The sequence below is a fragment of the Microcoleus sp. bin38.metabat.b11b12b14.051 genome (assembly GCF_013299165.1).
Taxonomy (GTDB): Bacteria; Cyanobacteriota; Cyanobacteriia; order Cyanobacteriales; family Microcoleaceae; genus Microcoleus.
The window spans coordinates 141,254-162,656 of sequence record NZ_JAAFKD010000015.1 but is presented as its reverse complement, the minus strand read 5'-3'; the positions used below and the strand labels follow the sequence as shown (position 1 = coordinate 162,656).

Annotated in this window: 26 protein-coding genes; 5 read left to right on the top strand and 21 right to left on the bottom strand. The window is 44.9% G+C overall.

The window, feature by feature from the left end:
• Nucleotides 1-575: 575 nt before the first annotated feature.
• On the bottom strand, nt 576-1,568 hold the full coding sequence (locus QZW47_RS17550; protein ID WP_293129104.1) for a Rieske 2Fe-2S domain-containing protein: 993 nt from the start codon (nt 1,566-1,568) through the stop codon (nt 576-578).
• A gap of 52 nt (nt 1,569-1,620) precedes the next feature.
• Between QZW47_RS17550 and QZW47_RS17545 the strand changes: the two genes are divergently transcribed.
• The gene (locus QZW47_RS17545; RefSeq protein ID WP_293129102.1) at nt 1,621-2,382 is read left to right on the top strand and encodes a TetR family transcriptional regulator; all 762 of its coding nucleotides are present in this window, start codon (nt 1,621-1,623) and stop codon (nt 2,380-2,382) included.
• A 696-nt stretch (nt 2,383-3,078) separates the two neighbouring features.
• On the opposite strand, the gene QZW47_RS17540 is transcribed toward QZW47_RS17545, so the two are convergent.
• The 7 genes from QZW47_RS17540 to QZW47_RS17510 form a co-directional block, all read right to left on the bottom strand.
• Nucleotides 3,079-4,377 (bottom strand): response regulator, encoded by a 1,299-nt coding sequence (locus QZW47_RS17540; protein ID WP_293129100.1) that lies wholly within the window; start codon nt 4,375-4,377, stop codon nt 3,079-3,081.
• A 176-nt stretch (nt 4,378-4,553) separates the two neighbouring features.
• Nucleotides 4,554-7,307 carry a hybrid sensor histidine kinase/response regulator gene (locus QZW47_RS17535; RefSeq protein WP_293129098.1) on the bottom strand — a complete coding sequence of 918 codons (2,754 nt, stop codon included), beginning with the start codon at nt 7,305-7,307 and terminating at the stop codon, nt 4,554-4,556.
• 81 nt (nt 7,308-7,388) lie between these two features.
• Nucleotides 7,389-9,635 (bottom strand): ATP-binding protein, encoded by a 2,247-nt coding sequence (locus QZW47_RS17530; RefSeq protein ID WP_293129096.1) that lies wholly within the window; start codon nt 9,633-9,635, stop codon nt 7,389-7,391.
• Nucleotides 9,632-10,699: an ABC transporter substrate-binding protein gene (locus tag QZW47_RS17525; protein WP_293129094.1), complete on the bottom strand. Its 1,068-nt coding sequence runs from the start codon at nt 10,697-10,699 to the stop codon at nt 9,632-9,634. The genes QZW47_RS17530 and QZW47_RS17525 overlap by 4 nt, the downstream gene beginning before the upstream one ends.
• A gap of 230 nt (nt 10,700-10,929) precedes the next feature.
• On the bottom strand, nt 10,930-11,106 hold the full coding sequence (locus QZW47_RS17520) for a hypothetical protein (protein ID WP_293129092.1): 177 nt from the start codon (nt 11,104-11,106) through the stop codon (nt 10,930-10,932).
• 22 nt (nt 11,107-11,128) lie between these two features.
• On the bottom strand, nt 11,129-11,263 hold the full coding sequence (locus tag QZW47_RS17515; RefSeq protein ID WP_293129090.1) for a hypothetical protein: 135 nt from the start codon (nt 11,261-11,263) through the stop codon (nt 11,129-11,131).
• Between the two features lie 26 nt (nt 11,264-11,289).
• Nucleotides 11,290-11,526: an ATP-binding protein gene (locus tag QZW47_RS17510; RefSeq protein ID WP_293129088.1), complete on the bottom strand. Its 237-nt coding sequence runs from the start codon at nt 11,524-11,526 to the stop codon at nt 11,290-11,292.
• Between the two features lie 333 nt (nt 11,527-11,859).
• Between QZW47_RS17510 and QZW47_RS17505 the strand changes: the two genes are divergently transcribed.
• Nucleotides 11,860-12,048 carry a hypothetical protein gene (locus QZW47_RS17505; RefSeq protein WP_293129086.1) on the top strand — a complete coding sequence of 63 codons (189 nt, stop codon included), beginning with the start codon at nt 11,860-11,862 and terminating at the stop codon, nt 12,046-12,048.
• Between the two features lie 170 nt (nt 12,049-12,218).
• Nucleotides 12,219-12,356 carry a hypothetical protein gene (locus QZW47_RS17500; RefSeq protein ID WP_293129084.1) on the top strand — a complete coding sequence of 46 codons (138 nt, stop codon included), beginning with the start codon at nt 12,219-12,221 and terminating at the stop codon, nt 12,354-12,356.
• A gap of 21 nt (nt 12,357-12,377) precedes the next feature.
• On the opposite strand, the gene QZW47_RS17495 is transcribed toward QZW47_RS17500, so the two are convergent.
• Nucleotides 12,378-13,229, bottom strand: a complete 852-nt coding sequence (locus tag QZW47_RS17495; RefSeq protein ID WP_293129081.1) for a NotI family restriction endonuclease — start codon at nt 13,227-13,229, stop codon at nt 12,378-12,380.
• Nucleotides 13,230-13,234: 5 nt separating this feature from the next.
• On the bottom strand, nt 13,235-14,332 hold the full coding sequence (locus tag QZW47_RS17490; RefSeq protein ID WP_293129079.1) for a site-specific DNA-methyltransferase: 1,098 nt from the start codon (nt 14,330-14,332) through the stop codon (nt 13,235-13,237).
• 303 nt (nt 14,333-14,635) lie between these two features.
• Here QZW47_RS17490 and QZW47_RS17485 point away from each other — a divergent pair, with 303 nt between their 5' ends.
• Nucleotides 14,636-14,806: a hypothetical protein gene (locus tag QZW47_RS17485; RefSeq protein WP_293129077.1), complete on the top strand. Its 171-nt coding sequence runs from the start codon at nt 14,636-14,638 to the stop codon at nt 14,804-14,806.
• A gap of 7 nt (nt 14,807-14,813) precedes the next feature.
• Here QZW47_RS17485 and QZW47_RS17480 read toward each other — a convergent pair whose 3' ends face one another.
• The 9 genes from QZW47_RS17480 to QZW47_RS17440 all read right to left on the bottom strand — a co-directional run bounded on the left by QZW47_RS17480 (nt 14,814) and on the right by QZW47_RS17440 (nt 20,561).
• Complete coding sequence (locus tag QZW47_RS17480; RefSeq protein WP_293129075.1) at nt 14,814-15,476, bottom strand: Na(+)/H(+) antiporter subunit B; 663 nt, start codon at nt 15,474-15,476, stop codon at nt 14,814-14,816.
• The gene (locus tag QZW47_RS17475) at nt 15,473-16,087 is read right to left on the bottom strand and encodes a DUF4040 domain-containing protein (RefSeq protein ID WP_293129073.1); all 615 of its coding nucleotides are present in this window, start codon (nt 16,085-16,087) and stop codon (nt 15,473-15,475) included. The genes QZW47_RS17480 and QZW47_RS17475 overlap by 4 nt, the downstream gene beginning before the upstream one ends.
• Nucleotides 16,084-16,386 (bottom strand): monovalent cation/H(+) antiporter subunit G, encoded by a 303-nt coding sequence (locus QZW47_RS17470; protein WP_293129071.1) that lies wholly within the window; start codon nt 16,384-16,386, stop codon nt 16,084-16,086. Before QZW47_RS17470 ends, QZW47_RS17475 begins: the two co-directional genes overlap by 4 nt.
• Nucleotides 16,383-16,634, bottom strand: a complete 252-nt coding sequence (locus QZW47_RS17465; RefSeq protein WP_293129069.1) for a hypothetical protein — start codon at nt 16,632-16,634, stop codon at nt 16,383-16,385. Before QZW47_RS17465 ends, QZW47_RS17470 begins: the two co-directional genes overlap by 4 nt.
• The gene (locus QZW47_RS17460) at nt 16,631-17,017 is read right to left on the bottom strand and encodes a Na+/H+ antiporter subunit E (protein WP_293129067.1); all 387 of its coding nucleotides are present in this window, start codon (nt 17,015-17,017) and stop codon (nt 16,631-16,633) included. Before QZW47_RS17460 ends, QZW47_RS17465 begins: the two co-directional genes overlap by 4 nt.
• A 139-nt stretch (nt 17,018-17,156) precedes the next feature.
• On the bottom strand, nt 17,157-18,599 hold the full coding sequence (locus QZW47_RS17455) for a cation:proton antiporter (RefSeq protein WP_293129065.1): 1,443 nt from the start codon (nt 18,597-18,599) through the stop codon (nt 17,157-17,159).
• 9 nt (nt 18,600-18,608) lie between these two features.
• Nucleotides 18,609-18,944, bottom strand: a complete 336-nt coding sequence (locus QZW47_RS17450) for an NADH-quinone oxidoreductase subunit K (RefSeq protein ID WP_293129063.1) — start codon at nt 18,942-18,944, stop codon at nt 18,609-18,611.
• 249 nt (nt 18,945-19,193) lie between these two features.
• Nucleotides 19,194-20,375: a transposase gene (locus QZW47_RS17445; RefSeq protein WP_293129061.1), complete on the bottom strand. Its 1,182-nt coding sequence runs from the start codon at nt 20,373-20,375 to the stop codon at nt 19,194-19,196.
• Nucleotides 20,376-20,393: 18 nt separating this feature from the next.
• Nucleotides 20,394-20,561 carry a hypothetical protein gene (locus QZW47_RS17440; protein ID WP_293129059.1) on the bottom strand — a complete coding sequence of 56 codons (168 nt, stop codon included), beginning with the start codon at nt 20,559-20,561 and terminating at the stop codon, nt 20,394-20,396.
• Between QZW47_RS17440 and QZW47_RS17435 the strand changes: the two genes are divergently transcribed.
• Nucleotides 20,549-20,674: a hypothetical protein gene (locus tag QZW47_RS17435; RefSeq protein ID WP_293129057.1), complete on the top strand. Its 126-nt coding sequence runs from the start codon at nt 20,549-20,551 to the stop codon at nt 20,672-20,674. The genes QZW47_RS17440 and QZW47_RS17435 overlap by 13 nt on opposite strands.
• Here the strand turns inward: QZW47_RS17435 and QZW47_RS17430 are convergent.
• Both QZW47_RS17430 and QZW47_RS17425 read right to left on the bottom strand, forming a co-directional pair.
• A complete protein-coding gene (locus QZW47_RS17430) occupies nt 20,671-21,018 on the bottom strand; it encodes a DUF5615 family PIN-like protein (protein ID WP_293129055.1) in 348 nt (115 codons plus the stop codon). The two genes, QZW47_RS17435 and QZW47_RS17430, sit on opposite strands and share 4 nt — an antisense overlap.
• The gene (locus QZW47_RS17425) at nt 21,008-21,391 is read right to left on the bottom strand and encodes a hypothetical protein (protein ID WP_293129053.1); all 384 of its coding nucleotides are present in this window, start codon (nt 21,389-21,391) and stop codon (nt 21,008-21,010) included. Before QZW47_RS17425 ends, QZW47_RS17430 begins: the two co-directional genes overlap by 11 nt.
• Between the last annotated feature and the right edge of the window lie 12 nt (nt 21,392-21,403).

Here is a 21,403-nt window from a genome sequence, read left to right as displayed (position 1 = left end):
CTCAATGGCAAAAAAACCTTAATTGAACCGTATTGGGAATAATCGCTATTTCACCCATTTTGATAATTGAATTGAGGTGAAAGGGCACATTGTTAGGCTGTTGGAATTGCCTGATAATTTAATATTTACGCCTTGAGAACGCGCTCAATGGCTATTGGCTGCATCTCATACCATTTATAAAAAGTTGTGCTAGACAATAATTTTGTGGCTTGTTTGCTTAACTCGATGTGTAAGGTGCGTCACTCGCTTGAAAAAATCGATTAAATTTCAATACGGTTCACGATCGACTGCCCTGGGGGTAAAACCCTATGAAAAATAGATACGGAGATTGCTTTCCTTCGGATCGCTTCGCTAACGTTCCTCTCGAAGGACAGTCTTAAGTAAACCGTATTGGATTAAATTTAGGGATTTATTGAGCGATACACCCTACAAATACTGTTGCAAAAGTTTAAAAAAATGGTATCAGTTTTGTATGTCTAGTGCAAACTTCGCAAGCAATCGCGAGCTTCGCCCGTGCGATCGCAGTGTAAAAAAAATGAGTGAATATCAATATCTGGTGAAACAGTCGCCGAAATTTACTTAGAAAGGTTGGGTTCAACGACATTCGGAAAGCTGACAAAATTACGCCGCACCCAGTCCATCCCCACTTCGTTGTCGAGTTTAATTTTCTGTGGCGTATCCGCATAAATCTTGCCCAGAATATCTGCATCTTGCTCGACAATAACTTTAGCAAGATTGAGAAAATTTTGCTTCAGCAAGCTAAAGACTGGATGCTTCGCTTCACCAAACATCAATACATAGGTGCGCGTATGGGTTTCAGATTCTGGCACAAAAATATGACATTGCTTGGCTTTTCCTATCGCTATTTGACTGTGCAATACCACCAGCGAAGGAAAGAAGTTTTCCAAATGCGCTGAGAGTGTTTGTGGCAATGCCAATAGTGCCGGATTTTTCAGAATGTCTTGCAAACCTGGCTTTTTGCGCGGCATTTCGTAGTGCGCGTGAGAATGATGCCCGTCATCGACAAACTTTTGAAACTGCACTTCTTCAATCTCAAACATCGGTCGGTGGGTGCCGTTTTGGTGATTGTAATCGTGCATATTGAGCAGCATAGGCAACAGCTTGGTTTTGACGCTGACATCCGCTGTGTAGCCAATAAACTCAAATTCAGCCGCAAACTCATTCAATATCGTCGGGATGGGAATTTTCGGCTCGTATCCCCCATAAGACCAGATGAAATCTCCCTGAATTATCAGGTCTAATGGTTTCAGTTGAGGCAGTGTTTTCTTGTTCGATCCTGGTAAAACGGTGCAGCCTGCGGCATCAAACTTCAGGGCATGAAACGGACAAACAACCGCACTTGTGCGATCGCCCTGAGTTTCGCACCATCCTTCTGACAGCATCGCGCCCATGTGCGGGCAGGCATTTGGCAAGGCGTGGATGTCTCCAGCCGCGTCTAGCCACATCACGTAGTCGGTACCGTACAAAGACATTTTTCGGGGTTGATTCACTGTCAGCATCGATTTGTGCGCTAACAACCAGGGCGCACCGGGAAGCATAGACTGCATAAGGTTCTCCGCATTAGGTAAAATTGTGAAATATCCGTCGTGTTTCTAGAATATGACAGAACATTCACATTCGTCAAGAAATCTGCGCCGTCAGCCCAAACAGCAGCGAGGGAAAGAGCGGGTTGACAAAATTCTGGACGCAGCGGCAGCAGTATTTGACGAAATCGGCTATGCAGCGGCCACGACGCATCTGATTGCGGCAAAAGCAGGAACAGCGATCGGCTCTCTGTATCAATTCTTTCCCGATAAGGCCGCCATTTTTAAGGCGATGGAGTTGCGGCATATCGATCGCGTCAAGCGTTTTTGGGAGCAGACAAATACGCCGGAAATTGTCCAGTTACCGCTGGGCGAAATGATTCACGCGATCGCCTCTGCGGCGGCAGACTTATTTGAACACCCCGTGTCGCGCGTGGTTTTTGTGCAATTTTACACGACACGCCAAATTTTCCAGTCGATCGATGAAAGCATGACTCAGGAAGCGATTAACTTCATGGCAAGCCTATTGCAGCAGCGGAATTTGGCCTTGAGTCAAGGGCAGTGCAGTCTGTTGGCAGAGGTGTGCGTCCACAGCAGCAATGCGGTAATGCTGGCAGCACTGCGGACGCCCAATCTGCAACACCGCCAGCGGTTAATGGACGAGATTGAACCCTTGCTGGTGTCGTATTTAGAGCCATATGTTGGGGATGCTCAGTTCAAAGATGTAATGAAAGTAATGATATGCCCCCATTGTCGATCGGCGCAGCTATCGAAAAATGGGTATCGTAGGGGAAAACAGTGCTATCGCTGTAAGGACTGTGGGAAACAATTTGTCTAGAATGTCGGGCGATAGATCGCACACAACCCAATACGATTGGATTAACGCTTTGTTCGGATTTCAAACTTATGGGAACGTAATCGCGACGGGCGAGACGCCCATCCCACAATTTTTTGGGGTTGTGGGATGGGCGTCTCGCCCGTCCCAAAATTTGGTTAAAAGGAATGAGGCAAAAGGTATAGTCAGGAACTCAGGTCTAAAGACACGCTCGCTTGCAAGAGTAATCGAGTAAGCTATTCTGACGGGCCTAAGACTTTTGAGGTCTACGTTATTTGGGTCACGATACCGGAGAATGCGACGCTAGTTTTCCGCTCTATCGAAGCGTGGTTAAACAGTCTTAAAGTCACTCTCGTCAGTGCTGCTAGCCGGAAAAAGCCCTCATAACATTGACCGACAAGCGAACATTACCCCGCAAGGGATGCCCAACAAAGGCAACCATTATGCGATCGCGGATTGTGAAGCTTGAAATGGTAATTGTCCCATTGAGAGTACATTACAAAAGTACACAAGAGCCAAGCAATTCCCTTGCGCGGTGATGGAAAGATTCACGGTGGTTAAAACCACCCGTGTCGTTTCCCACGAGCGGGATCAAGCCACGCTCGTTTCCCACTTACCGAGTTTTTTTATGAAGTTTCAATCTCAGCCGAATTACTTTCAACCGATCGCAATTTCCATGCCCTCAGTATCAAGATTCCCCTAAGCAACTTGAGGGATTCTTTGCTCGACGGGAATCTGCACCACAAACTCGCTGCCACGGCCCGGTTGAGAATAACAATCAATCTTGCCACGATGTCTTTCAGTAACGATTTGATGGCTGATAGACAGTCCCAATCCGGTGCCTTTCCCAACCGATTTGGTGGTGAAAAAGGGATCGAAAAGTTGCGATCGCACTTCATCACAAATGCCAGTGCCGTTATCGGAAATTGCGATCGTCACCCAGTTAGTATCTGCACTGAAGGTGTGGATCGCAATCGTGGGATTAGGTAATTTGGGTATTGTCCTGATGCCCTCTTCCAACGCATCAATCGCATTGCTGAGCAAATTCATAAATACTTGATTGAGTTGACTGGGGTAGCATTCTACCATTGGCAACTGTCCATAGTCTTTGATGACTTGAATGGTGCGACGATCCGGGCTGGCTTTGAGGCGATGCTGCAAAATTAGTAAGGTGCTGTCGATACCTTCGTGAATATCGACAGGTTTGACTTGCGCTTCATCCAGCCGGGAGAAATTGCGGAGAGAAAGGACGAGTTGGCAGATGCGATCGCTCCCTAATTGCATAGAATTGAGCAGCTTGGGCAAATCTTCTTGCAGATAATCCACATCCACATCCTCCATCCAAGCTTGAATTTTGGGATGGGGCTGGGGATAGCATTCTCGGTACAACTCCAGAAAAGTCATCAAATCTTGAATGTGTTCTTTGGCGGGTTGGATGTTGGCAGAGATGAAATTGACGGGATTGTTGATTTCGTGGGCTACACCAGCCACTAATTGGCCCAGGGATGACATTTTTTCGCTTTGTACCAGATGCACTTGGGCCTTTTTGAGATCGTTTAGCGCTCTTGAAAGTTCGATCGTGCGTTGTTCAACTTTCTTTTGGGCATCGCGCAGTTTCATGTGAACGCGAATCCTTGCCAGGGCTTCTTCCTGCTGGATGGGCTTGGTAATGTAATCGACGGCACCCACGCTTAACCCTTTCACTTTATCTGTCGAATCTGACAGGGCTGTCATAAAAATTACGGGAATATTGGAGGTAGCAGCATTGGCTTTGAGTCGCTCACAGGTTTCAAACCCATCAATTCCCGGCATCATCACATCCAGGAGAATCAGATCGGGATGGTAAGATTGGAGTCGTTGGAGGGCAGCTTCGCCACTTTTGGCGATCGCCACTCGGTATCCGATCTCGCTCAATATATCAAATAAAACCTGAATATTGGTAGGGTTATCATCCACCACGAGAATGGTTCCGATTGGGGTTGCGGTTTCTACTGACACTGGTTAACTCCTGAAAAAAATACAAATTAAAAACAACTTTAAAATCTTGATGAGCGGGTTTTTTGCATTTTGATACCCTTGGGTAAAAATACTACACAATAATTGTTGAATTCATTGGCTCAAATTAACTTAATGTTACATTATTTTTATTTTACAAGTATTGATTGCGTGTGGCCTTAGTAAAAATACGGTTGCAATAAATTGAGAATCGCTTCGTCGTCAAACCTCTGACTCAGTTCTAGCATTTTGTTGGCAAAAGGTACATATTGCCGATCGAGTTCCTTGAGGCGATCGGCTTCCTGTTGAATATCCGCCATAAAACCGTCTTGGGCTGCCCGGTAAAGAGCTGTCATTTGGGCTGCTGGTGGTACAATCCAATCGGCAGTCTGGGAATCTATGACAGATGATTCAAAAATTTCTGGTACAGCTTCATAAATCCACTGCAACTCTAAGTGACGCTGCAACTCGCTTAGCAATCCGGTAAAGTCGATCGGCTTGGGGAAAAAACTATTGCAACCGGCATCCATCGCTTGCTGCATATCCACCTGAGACAGGCTGGCTGAGGAAGCAATAATGGGAGTCTGGGCAAAATCCGGCAGTTGGCGCAGGCGGCGAGTCATTTCCAACCCATCCATCTGAGACATGATCACATCGGTAATAATCAAATCTGGACGCATTTGGATGGCGATATCCAGTCCCGTCTGTCCGTCATCGGCTTCCGCTAGCTTGAAGCCAAGCGGTTGCAGCATCCCGACGATCACGGCACGGTTTTCTTGGCGATCGTCAATTACTAAAATTTTACGCGGTTCGCCCTGATAGCCGATAATCTTTTGATTCGCTGTCTCGGGCTGATTCAGCCAATCGGCAGGGGTGGCGAAATCAACCTCAAACCAGAAGCTACTGCCTTTGTCAAGGGTGCTGCTGACTTGAATGGTGCTGCCCATCACCTGCACGATTTGCTGACTGATCGACAATCCTAATCCAGTTCCTTGGCTGTTGCGATCGCGTTTTCCGGCTTGCTCGAAGGGTAAAAAGATTGATACCAGTTTTTCCGGCGCAATGCCAATGCCTGAGTCTTCTACTTGGAAACGAATGCGGGTAAATGGGCTGTTTTCCTGTTCCCGATTCCCGACTTCCTCAACCGTAAATGTCACGTTACCAGAGTCGGTAAATTTGACCGCATTACTCAGCAAGTTTAGCAATACTTGTCGCAGGCGTTTGTCGTCAGCATGGATGGCGGTGGGTAAATTGCGATCGGGTTTGTACTGGAAACCAACACCTTTTTGCTCGGCTTTGATCCGGCACATTTCCACAGTGGTGGTAAGGAAGTTTGCCAAATGGACATCCTGAAGATAGAGATCCATTTTCTGCGCTTCCAGTTTGGACAGATCCAGAATGTCATTAATCAGTGTCAACAAATGAGAAGCGCACTGGTGAATCACGTCCAAGCCCTGATGTTGCTTGTCGTTAGTGGCGGAGTCGCGCTGGAGGATTTGGGCATAGCCGAGGATGCCGTTGAGGGGGGTTCTTAGTTCGTGGTTCATGTTGGCAAGGAAGGTACTTTTGGTGCGGTTGGCGACTTCGGCGGCTAATGCGGCTTGTTTGAGTTCAGCGGTACGTTCTTCTACCCGTTCTTCTAGATTAGTATTACTTTTTTCTAAAGCGGTGAAGGATGCACGCAATTGCTGTGCCATGTGGTTAAAGGAGTTGGCAAGAGTGTTCAAATCCTCAATATTTCCTTCTTTAACTGTCTGTTTCCAGTCACCGGATGCGATCGCCCGACTTGCCTGATTTAAACGCAGGATAGGACGCGCAATCCAGCGAGAAGTTAAGATCCCAATCCCCGTGGCGATTACCAGCGCTCCAAAACAAAGCAGAATGGTAGTTCGCGTATTGGCATCGATCTGTCCCATGAAAGTGATTTCTGGCACACTCGTTACCACGAGCCAATCTAATCCGTAGGCATCTTGCCAGGGGATAACCGTCACATAGTTATTTCCCCCTTGCAGGCTCAATTGGATATTTTTTGGCTCTTTGATGGTTTGGAAATCGCCAATCCGTTGCTGAAGCTGTTGGGCAATTTCGCGAATTTTTGGATCTGGACTGTCGATCGCCTTAAGCCGTTTAATCGCTTTCTGTTTATGGTCTACCGTAAAGGGTTGGACTTCGCTAGAGTTGGCAATCAACATACCATTTCGCTCTACTATCAGCACTTGCCCTGAGTCTCCCACGTCTAGATTTCGCAAGAATTCACTCAATTTGAGAAGGTGAATATCGGCTCCCACCATGCCAAGCAATTGATTATTCCGATCGTAAATTGGACGACCGGCTGATGCGGCAATGTAAGGATACTTCTCAATATAGACAGTATAAATTTGAGACCAGATCGGTCGATTTTTGTGGATTGGCTCCGTGTACCAGGGGGAACTAAAGTTATCGAAATCGTAGGTATTCACCACTTGCGTCGGTTCGCCTCGATCGTTGGTTGTATAGGTTTTCACCTTTCCTGGAGAGCGCTCCCAGTCATCGATCGTAATCGTTTGACCATCAAAGCGAGCAGCGCCAGTTCCACCACCTGTTGTCAATGCAATACCAATGTAGCTCAAGTCATAGGCTTGCATTTGGTGCCAGAAGTATTTGCCAACGGTTTGCCGATCGCGCACATCGATTAATCCCAGGCGAATAGCATTGGCATTGATCTGGATAACTTGGTGGGGAATTGCCAGGTAAGCATCCAAATGGTGATCCACCGCGCTGCTGGTGCGATTCATTAACTGTTCTGCGAGATCGTGAACTGCTTTTTGACCATTTTTGAATGATAGGTATCCTACCAGTCCCACCGCGCCAAAAATTTGCAACACGAAAGGTACAATCAGGACAAGTTGTAGTGGAAATCTTAGGACTTGACTGGACGATCGATTGGTCTTCATGTATATATATTTGACCTAAAAACTGGTTGATTATGTTCTAATTAAAATTTCAAGTTAAAAGTTAAATTTCCCATAGCTTTACTACAAATGCGGTTCCACCAAATTGAGAATGGCTTCATCGTCAAACCTCTGACTCAGTTCTAGCATTTTGTTGGCAAAGGGCGCATATTGCCGATCGACTTGTTTGAGGCGATCGGCTTCCTGTTGAATATCCGCCATAAAACCGTCTTTTGCTGCCTGATAGAGAGCTTTTAGTTCCGTGGCTGGTGGTACAATCCAATCGGCAGTCTGGGAATCTATGACAGATGATTCAAGAATTTCTGGTACAGCTTCATAAATCCAGTGCAACTCTAAGTGACGCTGCAACTCGCTTAGCAATCCGGTAAAGTCGATCGGCTTGGGGAAAAAACTATTGCAACCGGCATCCATCGCTTGCTGCATATCCACCTGAGACAGGCTGGCTGAGGAAGCAATAATGGGAGTCTGGGCAAAATCCGGCAGTTGGCGCAGGCGGCGAGTCATTTCCAACCCATCCATCTGAGACATGATCACATCGGTAATAATCAAATCTGGACGCATTTGGATGGCGATATCCAGTCCCGTCTGTCCGTCATCGGCTTCCGCTAGCTTGAAGCCAAGCGGTTGCAGCATCCCGACGATCACGGCACGGTTTTCTTGGCGATCGTCAATTACTAAAATTTTACGCGGTTCGCCCTGATAGCCGATAATCTTTTCATGTGCTGTCTGAGGCTGATTGAGCGAATTAGCCGCGGCGGGTAAATCCACCTCAAACCAGAAAGTGCTGCCTTTACCTGGTATGCTGTTAACTTGAATCGTACTGCCCATCACCTGCACGATTTGCTGGCTGATTGCTAGTCCTAATCCAGTCCCTTCGCTGTTGCGATCGCGTTTTCCTGCTTGCTCGAAGGGTAAAAAGATGGATGCCAATTTTTCCGGGGCTATGCCAATCCCTGAGTCTTCTACTTGGAAACGCAGGCGAGTTAATTTGGTATTTTCCTGTTCGATATTCCCGACTTCCTCCACAGTAAATGTCACGTTACCAGAGTCGGTAAATTTGACTGCATTACTCAGCAAGTTTAGCAATACTTGCCGCAAACGTTTGTCGTCAGCATGGATGGCGGTGGGTAAATTGCGATCGGGTTCGTAATGGAATGCAATACCTTTTTGCTCGGCTTTGAGGCGGCACATTTCCACGGTGGTGGTGAGGAAGTTTGCCAGATGGAAGTCTTGGGGGTAGAGATCCATTTTCTGCACTTCCAGTTTGGACAGATCCAGAATGTCATTAATCAGTGTCAACAAGTGAGAGCCGCACTGATGGATTATGCCCAAGCCTTTTTGTTGCTTGGTGGTGCTGGTGGGGTCGTGTTGGAGGATTTGGGCATAGCCTAAAATGCCGTTGAGGGGGGTTCTCAGTTCGTGGTTCATGTTAGCGAGGAAGGTGCTTTTGGTGCGGTTGGCGACTTCGGCGGCTTCTTTTGCCAGTTGCAATGCTGCTTCTATTTGTTTGCGCTGGGCAATTTCTGCTTCTAGTTGCTGATAGGCTTGAATTCGTGTAGTCACAGCGTCTTGAATTGTCTGAGCAAGAAATTGGATTTCGTTATCGGACAATCCACTAGGTATGACGAAATAGTCAGTGCTTTGACTTTCAGTGACGGCTTTATTTAATCGCTGGAGTGGTTGCAAGATCGATCGCTGAATCATCGCAGCCATCAATGCGAGAATTACCGACATCCCAATGATTAAAGTAACTGTAGATGCTGAGAACGTCTGCCATGCTTGTTGTTGCAGTTGTTCAACGTCGAGAATTGCGATCGTCAATCCCCGGCGATCGATCGAACCAAACAACGTGCTGCTAAAAGGCAAAATTTCGACCAATGCAGGCTTGCCATCTACAGCAGTGCGGAGGCTGATATCTGTGCCTGTTAGAGAAGCTTGTTCTAGCACCTGTGCCAATTCTGGATGAATCGAGGCATAGGAAGGATTTTGCAATTCTGCTCCGCTGCGAGCGAGGGTTTCTCCATCAGGAGTGACGATCGCCACTTCCACCACAGTGGGTAGTGTGGCATAGTTCTGGACAACGCGCTTGATAATGCTGGTATTCCCCAATTCGATTAAACCTTCTGTCGAAAATCCGACACCTTGGGTAATTGATTGAGCGCGTTGTTTTAGCTCTTGTTCCAGCTTTGATTCAATCAGAAAGTAGTTGAATCCCAACGTGGTTAAACCTACTGTGGCGAGGGAAATAGCAAAACTTGTCAGCAGTTGACGGGATAAGTAGTTTTTGGAGGATTTGGATTGGCGATTCATGGCTTCCATACCTCCATTGCTTTGCTGACAAGTGAGCCATCAATCTTCACATCTTGCCGAATCACCCTACCGTGACGCGGATCTGCTTTTAGCAGTTGGATAATTTGGGTTTTTGCCGAACTTAGCCGACCATTTGTCTGGAACATCCGCTGATTCATGGCAATATCTCCTTTTTTCAGCCCAGCATAATCACTGGCAAAGGATGCACTGCTTTGTCCAAGTTTTTTTGCTACCACTTCAAATACTTGATTCGGCTTGGTTTCAACAGCGTGCATCACATCAAACCAAGCCAAAATAAACTGCGTTAGTTCTGCTTGTTTCGCTTTCACTGTTCTGTCATTGGACATGAAAATATCAATCACCAGGCTGTCCACTTGTTTGGTGGTATAAATCACATTACCATTGATAGTTTTAGCCGTTTCTCCGAGCAGTGGTTGCCACAGAATGGCGGCGTCTATGTCTTCTGAACTAAGTTTTTGGGCTGCTACTTCATTAGAATAATCAAGAATCTGCACATCAGCAGGTTTGATTTGATGAGCCTTCAATGCTTCTAACAAAATTAAATGATTGACAGTTCCCAGCTTGGCGCCGACTCGTTTTCCTCGCAAATTTTCTAGTGAGTTAATTTCTGGTTTGGCGACAATTCCATCAGAACCAGCAGAAATATTGGTCGTCATTAAAACCACAGGCTGTCGATTATCTGCATCGACTTGCATCACATCCCAAACAGAAATAAATGCTGCATCTAATCGGTCGCTCATCACCGCGCGACTAGAATCTTGTTGGTTATCAAATCGCACAAATTCCACCTTGAGTCCTCGTTGTTTGAAGAGTTCTGAGGCTTGAGCGTAAAGTACAACATCAAATCCCACCCAGCTTGTGATTCCTACCCGCAAAGGCTTCAGCGATTGGTTGTGTCCGAAAGTACAGGCATTCAGGACAAATGTCAGGGTAAGTGCGATCGCACATAAACTGAAAAAGGTTGGTTTGATGCCTAATTTTGGCTTTGGTGCTGGGAGTTGGCGATCGGCTCGATCGCTATTTGTGAAGGGCAGGTATCTCACAATTCGCACAGCGCCGAATATCTGGAATACAAAAGCAATAATTACGCTAAGCTTTAGTCGAAGCCTTATAATTTTACTGAATAATGGATGGGGATTCATCTTTTTTAATTTAAAAATGGGGTTGATTGTGCTATAATTTAAGGCTAAAAATTTTTATTTGCCTTAGCATTACTAAACATACGTTTGCAGAAATTTGACAATCCCTTGGTTGTCAAACCTCTGACTCAGTTCTAGCATTTTGCTGGCAAAAGGTCTATAGAACCCATTTGAGATATATTCTGCGTAAATCTCAGAAACCGGGTTTCTCTGGGTATTTCTGCTTCCCAACCCAAAAACTCGTAGAAACCCGGTTTCTTGCCCCGGACGTAAATCTCAGAAACCGGGTTAATCTCGGTATTTATCGTCACCCAACCCAAAAACTCAAAGATGTCAAATGGGTTCTATATTGCCGATCGCCCTTCTGTTGTTGGTGGCTGATGTGGAGAGATTCGGATAAAGGGCGCGACGCATGGGTGGCGGCAATTCGGGCGATGAATGTGCGTGCGGTGCGAAGGTTTTAGACAAAGCCCTCGGCTACTGGTACATTGTTATCACGCATCAACATTAATTAGCTGTTGAGATGAAGCAACTGTTTTCGGCTTGGCTTTCAGAGGTATTGCGATCGCAAACTCTGCACCGTTACCGGGAGTTGAATTTACCTCCAGAGTCCCACCATGTGTGTCAACCACAATGGCGTAAGCAATTACCAATCCTAAACCTGTGCTTTTACCAACTGCCTTACTGGTAAACTGATGGTCGAAGATTTTCTCTTTTACTTCATCACTCATACCTATACCATTTCTTATTTATGGCATAATTTATTGTGGTGTCAACTGTTAATATAACTGCTCAACAACTGCTATTTTGTTGACTATTGACTGCGGCAACTGCCAGGATGAAGATGCGAGAATTATTTCAGATTTTTGACGAATTTATCAAATTGTTTCTACGTGACTGCCATAGCAAATAATTGTTTTATCTATGCTCTTGACTGCAAATACTATTAATTTTACAACAGTATGATTGGCTTGATAGTTTCATATTTTCCATAACCAGCCCTAATCACTCGTCGATACCAACCAATAACTTTTATGAGTTAAACTCGATGCTGGAAATCCTATATGGACTCAAAATTAATTATGATTATTACCTATCGTAATTCATTTTTTTCGCATTGTCGCATGGTATTTACAAAAATTGATGGGAGTTGTCGGCGAGATGAATTGAGAAGTTGCGATCGCTCTTTTGATCTAATGCGATCGAGAAATTGGCTCTTCTGGGCGATCGCAGATATTAGTCGATCGACCTAATGGTTGTAGAATTAGGAGCTATCTGCGATCGGGCGTGGCGGTGGTGGCGGTAGCGAGATAGCAAGTGGTTCAGGTGCTGTCTGGAGAGATTGGCGCCAAGGGCGGGCGGATGATGTAGTCTAAATGTCGATCGCTACAATCTTACCCTATGGAGCGATCGGTGCAGAGAGATGATGAATGTCGATCGATCTTGCGATGAAAAGAGCGTGGGAATTGGGGGAATGCGTGTGTGTGCGATCGATCGCGTTGACTACTGGAATGGAACTCAGTGGAATTATCATCCGGTGCAGCGCCTTATGAGTTCCTGATAGTTTATACACATATTTCATCTATACTGGAACAAAAAGTGTTGACTGAGAGAGTTTTCCTTGAAGAGCCAGAAGAATTTGTTCTAGCTCAACTCTTGCTTCAACTTGAAGACCGAGACACATACCAATCCCGTCCGCGTCTGTGCTTAGTCTCGATTGCATAACCAGCCTATATGATTCATCTGATTGCTTATTCATCAGATATGCGTGAAAGTGCATTGAATCACCGATGGCAGCCGGATTTTTGAGATGGGAAAAGTTAAACTCCCGTTCCATATAAGCGAGAAGTTTGTCCTGAATGACCAAAACAAGTTTCTTGTTGATATGCTCGAATGTTTGAATTTTATGATGCATCTGTACTAAAGTTGTTTTTGCGGTCATTTTCCAATTCATACCATAGGGCTTATTAGACTTCTCAGCTTCATCATTTCTGTCAATGCCAAATTCTTTAAGTAAACGTTGCCGTTCTGGCCATACCGTGCCAGTAGTATCAATAGTTTGAAGCTCGATTCCCACAAAGTCTTTAACTTTGCCATCTTTAGTAGAAACTAGAAAGTAATCTACGCTTCCACCTGGAATAGAAATCTCCGGGACTATATGTAGCTCATTTCCGGGTTCATGAGTAGTGAGCAAATGAAAGCAGTCAGTAAAAATCTGGCGTCTATCGATCAGTCGAGTTGGACAAATAAGTATTGGTTCTAGAGGTCGCCCGTAGAGAACTGTGCACGTACCTATTGATATGTCTGGATCGCTTTTCCTAACCTTGTAACACTTTTTACCTAGAAAAGGACACTGCTGTTTTTCAACAATTTGCTGCCAATTTTCACTGCGTTTTCCTGTGGAGTGCCCGAATAGTTCATTAACTTTATTCATAGGAGTCATGCACACCTTTCTCGTGATAATTTGAGATACTGGGGTGAAAGGTCTATACCGACAGATTTTCTGCCGAGATTTCGGGCTACAACGAGTGTTGTACCTGTACCACAAAAAGGATCGAGGATGATACCGCCCTCTGGACAGGTAGCGAGAATCGGAATCAGGCAAAGGTCTTCTGGGTATGGAGCGAAGTGTGCATACCTCTTCTGAGTATCTTCAGGAATAATGTCCCAAACATCAGCGGGTTTACTTCCTTTCGGATGATAACGAAGAAAATAAAAACCCTTATTCCGAAGTTCCTTGGCTCGTCCAGAAACTTTTTCACTATCAGAGTGCGTCGCACGTTGTTGTCCACGAATTACCATCCGAAAATCGGAGATTCGCCCAACAGCAATGTCGGCGAGCATTTTCTCAAGCGCCTCAAAAGCTTCTACCTTCTCCTTTTGATTCAAAGAGGTAGATAGTTCGATCTGGCGCTTATATCGCACGCCAGAAACCCCAGTAGCAGAAACGACCGCTCCATTTACGACTTTTGCCTCCCGTGGCTTTGATCTAATGGCATCTGCGTTGTAGTAATACTTCGGCTGCTTCACAAAGTGAAATACATTTTCGTGAACATTACCAAGACGGTCTTTTGTGTTATCCATACCGCTCTTTACTTTGTTCCAAATAATGCTATTACGAAGAATCCAACCTTGTTTTTCAGTAAGTTCAAATGCAATATGCCACGGAATCCCCAGCAGACTTTTATTCTGATAAGAATCACCAATATTTAGCCAAAATGACCCTTTATTTTTGAGGACTCGTTTGATTTCGATAACAATATCTGCTAGGTTTCTTACATAATCACGGTAATCTTTTTCTAGACCAATTCCTCCATTTTCGTACTCGCGCTTTCCCCAATAAGGGGGAGAAGTCATCACAAAATCAATACATGAGTCTGGTAATTGATGCAGTATTTTAAGTGCGTTTCCTAGCATTAAAAGAGGCTGGATATCTGGTTCTTTGGTATATTGCTCAAAAGATATTCGATACTCACTTGATACTATCTTGTCTGAATTGTTTGAAGACACCGAGTTTGGCTCTTCTGTGTATGTCAATACTTGATTTTCACTTCGCATTAGCTATTTGCTTCTTGGTCTGGGTATGCGGACAAACATTGGGTGCATCTCACTTTTGAAGAGGGCGAAGCATGACCGCATATAAGTTATTAGTTACAATCCCATATTGACTGCGGTCATGCTTCGCCCCTACAAACATATTTGCCTTCATTGAGATGCACCCCAAACATTTATTAAACAGATTTTTTTCATATATCTACTGGATCTTACTATATAGATAGGTAAATTGCAGGCTATTTTCCACATTTTAAGCGGATATTACTGAAAAGCTGTCCGTCTAAGATGGCTATAATTCTGAATTTGGCCGATCGCCCTTGCGACACAAATCGATCGCACAACAGCTATCCCCTAACAGTAGCTCAGTCTCTTCAAAGTGCGATCGCCATAACAACAGAACAACAGAACAACAGCAGCCCAAACATAGAACCACTGTTTCCCTCCAAAATCCCCTAGAAATCCATCACAACAAACCGCGGTAGCGAATAAAAATCAATACCACCGCCCATGAGCCCAAAGCCACCTTTACAGCCACCAAAATATTCAACAGAGGAACCACACCACCACTCACCAAAGCCCCAAATTGTCCGTGCGGCAATTCGTACCCACACAAAGTGATCGCAGATAACACCACAAACACCAATACTGAAATCTTCTCCCAAGTTGCTGCGTGCGATCGCTCATAAATCCGCTGCATCCACTCGGATGAGGAAGTAATCGCCACCAAACCGATCGCAGTTCCCCCCGCTACACCGGCCGCAAAACCGCCTCCGGGAGTCAAATGGCCCCGCAGTGACAATTCAATACTCACCAAAGCCGAAATAGTCGCTCCTAAACGGGCTAACACAATCGAAGGTTGATCGGTAAACTGATATATTGTGCAGGATGGTCTTTCGGTGGCTAATAGAAAATTAGCGCCCATAATGGCGATCGTAAATACCACCACTTCAAAAATCGTGTCATAAAGGCGATTGCGGAAAATAATCGCCGATACTACATTCGGAATTCCACTATCCTTGACAATCAATTCTACGATCGCCAAACCTGATAAACCTGACGATGGATTGGCTAAAAATAGCATTTTAATGTAAAGCACTATCCCCGCCGCAATGTAAACCCATTTCATTGATTATCCTCCGCTAAATCCGTAGCATTTTTGTAAGTCAGACTGGTATTTATTGATGAAATCTCGGCTTGCATGATGTCATAAAGCCGTTGAATTCTCGTCACAGTTCGATAATGTTTGGTTTCAGCCTCACCTGCTGCATCGCTATCTAGCACAGGCACACAACTTGCATGAATTTCTTTTTCCATCAAGGCGCGATGTAAAGCCTCCTGACAGGTGAAAGGTACTACCTCAATGCGGAGATAATACTTGCTAAAAATTCGGCGAAAATCCTTCATCAATGAGTTAAAATCGCGGGGACTCTCTACTGTCAGCTCTACCTTCAAAACATCGCCATCCGACTCGACTGTCTCCTCTTCCAACACGCCCAAACGCATCACCAAGGACGATCGCACCGCCACTGCATATAGCGTGATTGCCAGCATCGTACCCATCAAGGCTTCCGTCAAAGCCACATCTGCCGCCCCAAAAACGGAATATATCAATGCGGCTATTGCGCCTAATATGCCGCGAATGACTAGGGCATAGTAGGGATTAACCTGAACTACTACCATACAAGCAGCCAAGGGCAACAGTGCAGTTAAGATATAGATATAGCTATCGTCATTCATAATGTCTCTGTGGGGAACTCCGTCTGATTTTCTGCCTCTTCACTCGAACAGTGTGCTATCACATATCCCAGCATGGTATTCCAAATTGCTAAGGAAAGAATTGCCAAAGTTAGCAGTGGCCATCTACTAGGTATTTTGATCAGCAGCCCGATCACGATTAGGATCGAACCCAAGGTATCTGCAACCGAAAGACTGTGTAACTTAAATAATACCGATCGCTTGCCGATTAGGTGAGAAGTCCCCCAAAACCAGAAGACTATTCCTACGCCGATAAACAGATAACTCAACAGATCAATCATAGGTCATCCAATCGTTTTATGATGTGTGCCAGCAGCATTAATCCTGCATTTCCAACTGTGAGGATAATCGCCCCCACCGCCCCAATCATCCAATCATCGCGCAAGACAGATATGAACAAAGTCATAATTCCTGCCTTGGTGGAAATACTGCCCAAGGCTAGCATTTTCTGCCAAACATTATCATCTTCCCATGCTTCGTACATGGGGATGAGCATTGCTGCAATCATCGCAATCAAGAACCAATTCATGGATTTTCCCTCCCCGGCAGAATCCGGTGGACTTCGTAGCAGCCTTCTTGGTTGTATGTCACCACAATTGTTTTGGGGGTAAAGGTAATCAGGAATACATCCAAAAATATCATGATTGGCGATCGTTTCATTTTGGCCCGTTCCAGAATCATGTCTTCTCCGTTATGGGGACGGATGATAATTTCAACGGCTTCAATGTATGCTATTGGAATCGCAATCAGGATTTTTTTGAGCATACTGAGCCATTCCTTTATGCTTTCCGGGGGTGTATTGCCGCGGGGTAGGAGAAATGCGATTACTATACCAATGATGATATTTTGTACGGTGAAATCCGCTGTCAGCAAAAACCAAATTGTCAATCGCAATATGAAACTTCCAATCATCTTTTTTCCTTCTGAGATTTATTGCCTAAATCTTTGATGTGCGAAAACCGCAGATATCAGGCAGATAAACGGAGATAGTTTTTACTTTTACCAAATATCTCCTGCATACCTTTACTGCGAGCGATCGCATTTTTTTGATTTAAGTGTTGGTTCCTGTAGCTAATGCCATCCAAAATAGTACGATCAAGGTTAGAGTCATGACACCTACTAGATGATCGAATTTCTCAATTGCACGCGGCAGCTTGATCGCCAACCGTTTAATAATTAAAACATAAATCAGCCACCCAATCGCGATCGTGCCCACTGCTTTGATGATACTTTCAATGCTATAAGCATCTAAGTAGACTATGTTTGCGACAATTAGCCCGCCAATTAACAGGATGACGGCGGGCCACAAACCGGGCTTGACTTCTTGTTTTTCTCCGCGAGGTATAAAGATGAATTTGGCGAAGCATATAGCAGTACCTACGGCGGCTATATTCATGGCGATGACTTGCCAAGGTAAGAGATTTTTTCCCGTCAACACTTTTGTCCCAAAGCCTGCCAACAAGGGAAAGCCGGAAATCGAGAGACTGGCGATAACTAAGGCAATCCACAGGGTAGGATCGATCGCCTTTGATTGTAGTTCCTTGAGGCTGCGACTTGGTAAGGAACCGGCAAGTAAGAAGAGACTAGATTTAACTAAACCGTGAGCGAGCGCATAAAATCCGCCGACTGCCGGTGCTGCTAGAATAAAGCCTAACTGGGAAATTGTGCTCCAAGCCAGCATCCGTTTGGTATCTTTTTCAAAGATGGCATAGGATATTCCCATTAAAGCTGTTCCTACACCAAAAATCCTGACGATTGTATCAATATCCTCCGAAACCAAAGCACAGCGCAACAAAGGTAAGATACTTGCTTTGATGACTATTCCTGAGAGTAGGGCAGATACTGGGGTTTCTGATTCTGAGTGAGTTAGCGGCAGCCAGAATCCCGATACAAAAATCCCGCCTTTGAGCAACAATCCCAGAAAAATCAGGGCTAAAGCTTCTGGTGGCGCACCTTTTAAACCGTCAAACAGAAAGGAATTATGTTTTTGATAGACTAGCACTGCGCCCACTAGATAAAATAGCATGGCGGTGTTGCTGACAAATAGATAGCGCAAGGCTACCCATAAAGAGCGATCGGTGCGAGGATAGGCAATTAACAGAAAAGCTGCAATCCCGCTGACTTCTAAGGCTACATATAAACTGATAAAATCTACACAGATAAAGGTAGCATCTATACTGCCATGCAGAATAATCATCTGGGAGTAAAAGAAGGCTGATTTACCGCTGTGCCAACAGTAGAAAATCACGGCAGCAGTTACTATGGCATTTGTCAAGATAAAGTAAGCGCCTAACTGATCTGCGACTACTTCAACGCCGAAATTATCTAGTAACTTGAGTTTGAGGGGCGACTTTTCGAGAAATAGTTGTAGCGCATAGCCGGCCGAAACAAAGGTGACTGCTAAGGCTAGATATTTGTCAAGCTTGGGAAGTAGATAAATGACGAACCCGATAAAAAATGGTATGGTCAGCCAAGCGATCGTAATAATATTCATGGATTGGGTTTACGGGGTGTTATTTTTCTCGATCTCGCTGGCTTCCAATGTGGGATTATCCCGTGCTAGCTTCATTACACCCACCAGCATCAGGGCTTGAATCGAAAAGCCGATGACGATCGCAGTTAAGATGATTCCTTGGGGGACTGGATCGGCGAAAGCTCTATTTTTGACATCTCCCATAATTGGCGTGAACAAGCCATTGAGGGATGCCACGACGACATAATAGGCAATTACACCGGTACTCATCACGTCCATAGAGACGATCTTCATCACCAGGTTCTTTTTAAGGATGATACCAAAAAAACCGCACAATACTGTGCCAAATACGAAGGCTTCTAACACGGAAATTTTTGTTGCTTGAGGTTTGGTGATAATGATACATTACTTGGGCACTACTAAAAAAGTAGAATGAGTCGATCGATTTTAGATTTTAGATTTTAGATTTTAGATTGACTCGGCAACTAATAGGAGCAGGGTTGGGAAGCTATCGTAAAGTTATGTTACTTTTTGGTAGTGGTATTAAATGGGAGTACAGAGTTTGACACTCCCCAGCTGTCGAGGCGTGGGGATTCTTGGATCAGCCAGTCGAACTTATCTCTGTTTGATCACCACCAATGAGTAGAGGTCGTTCTGTCCCCAAGCGTTAATTTCGGTGTGCCCCACCGTATTTAAAATGATTCCTGCCTGTTTCAGCCCGAGGGCCAAAATGTTCAGCGCGGCATTGTGATCGCGGTCTAATACCGCACCGCATCCACAGATATGTGTCCTGACCGACAACGACTTTTTGACTCTATTTCCACAAGCTGAGCAATCTTGAGAAGTGTACTGAGGATTAACAGTAATTACTGTTTTGCCGTACACTTTCCCAAAGTATTGTAACCACTGAGCAAACTGACTCCAAGCTGCATCGCTAATCGATTTGGCGAGCTTATGGTTCTTTACCATGTTCCGGACCTGCAAATCTTCGTAAGCTACAAAATCGTTAGATTTTACTACGTACAACGCCGTCTTTATGGCGAAGTCTTTACGCTGCCTACTAACTTTGAGGTGTCTTCTCCCTAACTTGTTAATCGCTTTTTTGCGATTACTGGAACCTTTCTTCTTCCTAGAGACTTTTCGCTGCGCTCGCTTTAAAGCTTTTTCGCTTTTTCGCAGGGGGCGAGGATTCGGGACGGCCTCGCTATTGCTATCGGTATAGAAATGGTTTAATCCAACATCTATTCCAATGGCTTTACCTGTTGGGCTAATTTCCTCCGTTCGTTCTACGTTGATGCAAAACTGAACATAGTAGCCATCAGCCCGACGTACAACCCTAACTCGCTTGATTTCACTCGAAGCGTAGAAGTGTAGATCCCGACTACCAACGAGTTTGAAAGTACCCGCAGTAAAACCATCCGTAAATGTCAAGCATCTTTTGTCGGTAGAAAGCTTCCATCCTGATGTCTTATATTCTACTGAGCGAGTATGTTTCTTGAACTGCGGATATCCTTTCTTTCCAGGCTTCTTCGCTTTACAATTAGCGAAGAAACGTTGAACAGCAAAAATGACACGTTCAGCCGAAGCTTGGCGTGCCATTGAGTTAAGTTTTCTTGCCCATTCAAACTCTTTTGCCATCACGGCGCATTGTTTGTAGAGGTCAACTAGCTTAACTCCTTGATTGTCAATCCAGTACCTAAGAGCTTTGTTTCGGACAAACTGAGCAGTCCTGATCATGTCGTCGATGATCTGATACTGCTTTGCTTTGCCTTTTAACTTGTACTCTAGTGTTATCATAGAATTAGCTTATCGTATTTATACGGCTTTGTGCGTATAAATACGATAAATCTTTACAGTACATGAATAAATTAAAGCCGTCAAGCGAAGGACGGGGCTTTTACCCAGTTCTTCGGTAACTGGGGCGATCGCGCGCGATCGCAGTTTGATGCAACCGAATGCGAGTACAATAAATGTCGATCGCACCTGTGGAAACTCAACGGGATGCGATCGGACAACTTTTGGGAATGGGTTTAACGGTAGGGAAAGTGGCTCAAATGCTATCGCTGTCAGGGGTAGATGTGGAGAGAGTAGATTAATAACTCCATTGATTGAGAACAACAAACTGATTTTTGAGGTCATATTCTGCTGTTTCTAAATTATCAATTGCCTTGACTATCGCCTGATAACTCATGTTCTTGGAAGCCTCGGAATCTTGATAAACTGCCAAAATTCCTGAATGTTTTGGGTTTGCTTGATGCAATTGGTGAAAGTCATCACAATTCCGTGTCAGCAGCACTCTCTCATTTTGCCTCGCAGCATCTAGCACAACTGAATCTGGACGATTCATTAAATCCAGTGTATTGACTGTAGCTACATCGTGACCGACGGATTGAAGAAGATTGACCAAATACTTTGCTTGAGAATCTTCATCAAGCAGCATTCGTAGACTCAAGTTGAACTCCTTTTGCTTCCAATCGATAGCGTTCCTCGTCTGCTTCTAATTTTATGAGTTCTTGGTGACTCTGACAATAATTGATTGTTTCATAGATAGCAGACAGCGGTAAATCCCAATTTTCGGCAGCTTGTTCGGGTGACATCCCATTAGCAGTCATGTCTCGCCAAATAGTCGATGCCAGTAATTTACGCCCCTTAATGTAAAGTTGTTTGCGCCAAGCATGGGGACGTGCAGTTAAATATTGCCAATTCTCGATTTCCGGGGTATTTTGTAGTGATTGAACGATCGCACTTAGCAGGGCAAGGCGATCGCTGACTGAGAGTTGGCAGACTGTTTCCTGAAGCTGTTGCAGGGACATAAAAAATACTCC